Annotated in this window: 1 protein-coding gene; it reads right to left on the reverse strand. The window is 66.4% G+C overall.

Annotated features, from left to right (window positions below):
• Nucleotides 1-33 precede the first annotated feature (33 nt).
• On the reverse strand, nt 34-908 hold an 875-nt coding region (locus tag Q0967_RS17275; RefSeq protein WP_299451297.1), incomplete at its 5' end, for an IS3 family transposase.

A 908-nucleotide genomic window follows, 5' to 3' on the forward strand; every position in this document is an offset into this window, starting at 1 on the left:
TCCCACGGGTCATCTCCTTCATGGTCACGCCGATCATGCCTTCATAACCGGTCTGCCAAGAAGTTTGGAACGCGACAGGACCAGCCCGATCTCGCCGTGAAGCCGTCGGTGGTTGTACCAGTCGACGTACTCGGCGACCGCGACCTCGACATCGACGACCGACTTCCAGCCGCCCTTCGGTCGCATGACGGGGTTGCGGATGCACTCGGCCTTGAACAGCGAGTTGAGCGCCTCGGCCATCGCGTTGTCATACGAGTCGCCCTTGGACCCGACCGAGGCGACGGCCTCGGCCTCGACGAGGCGCTCGGTGTAGCGAATCGCTCGATATTGCACGCCGCGGTCGCTGTGATGGACCAGCCCGGTGACGTCCTGGCCAGCGCGTTGGCGGGCCCACAGCCCCATGTCGAGGGCATCCAGTGCGAGGTCGGTGCGCAGACGAGTCGAGACCTGCCAGCCCACGATCATCCGGCTGAACACGTCCAGGACGAACGCCACGTAGGTCCACCCGGCATGAGTGCGAACGTAGGTCAGATCGGCCACCCAGAGCTGGTTCGGCGCGGTGGCGACGAACTTGCGAGCCACCAGGTCCTCAGGTCGCTCGGTCTCAGCCCCGTCACCGATCGTGGTCCTTCGGGTCTTCTCCCGCGGGATTCCCCGCAGCCCCTCGGCCTTCATCAGCCGCTCCACCGTGCAACGGGCGACCTTGACGCCCTCGCGATTGAGTTCGGCGTGGATCTTGCGGGCGCCGTAGACACCGAGGTTGGCCTTGTGCGCGGTCCGGATGTCCTCGGTCAGTTCGGCGTCCCGCAGGCTGCGCGCCGAGGCAGGCCTGGTCTTGGCGGCGTAGTAGGTGCTCGGGGCGATCTGCATGCCGGCGTCCTTCAGCACGGTGCAGATCGGCTCGACCC

Source organism: uncultured Serinicoccus sp., assembly GCF_947500995.1.
GTDB lineage: Bacteria > Actinomycetota > Actinomycetes > Actinomycetales > Dermatophilaceae > Ornithinicoccus.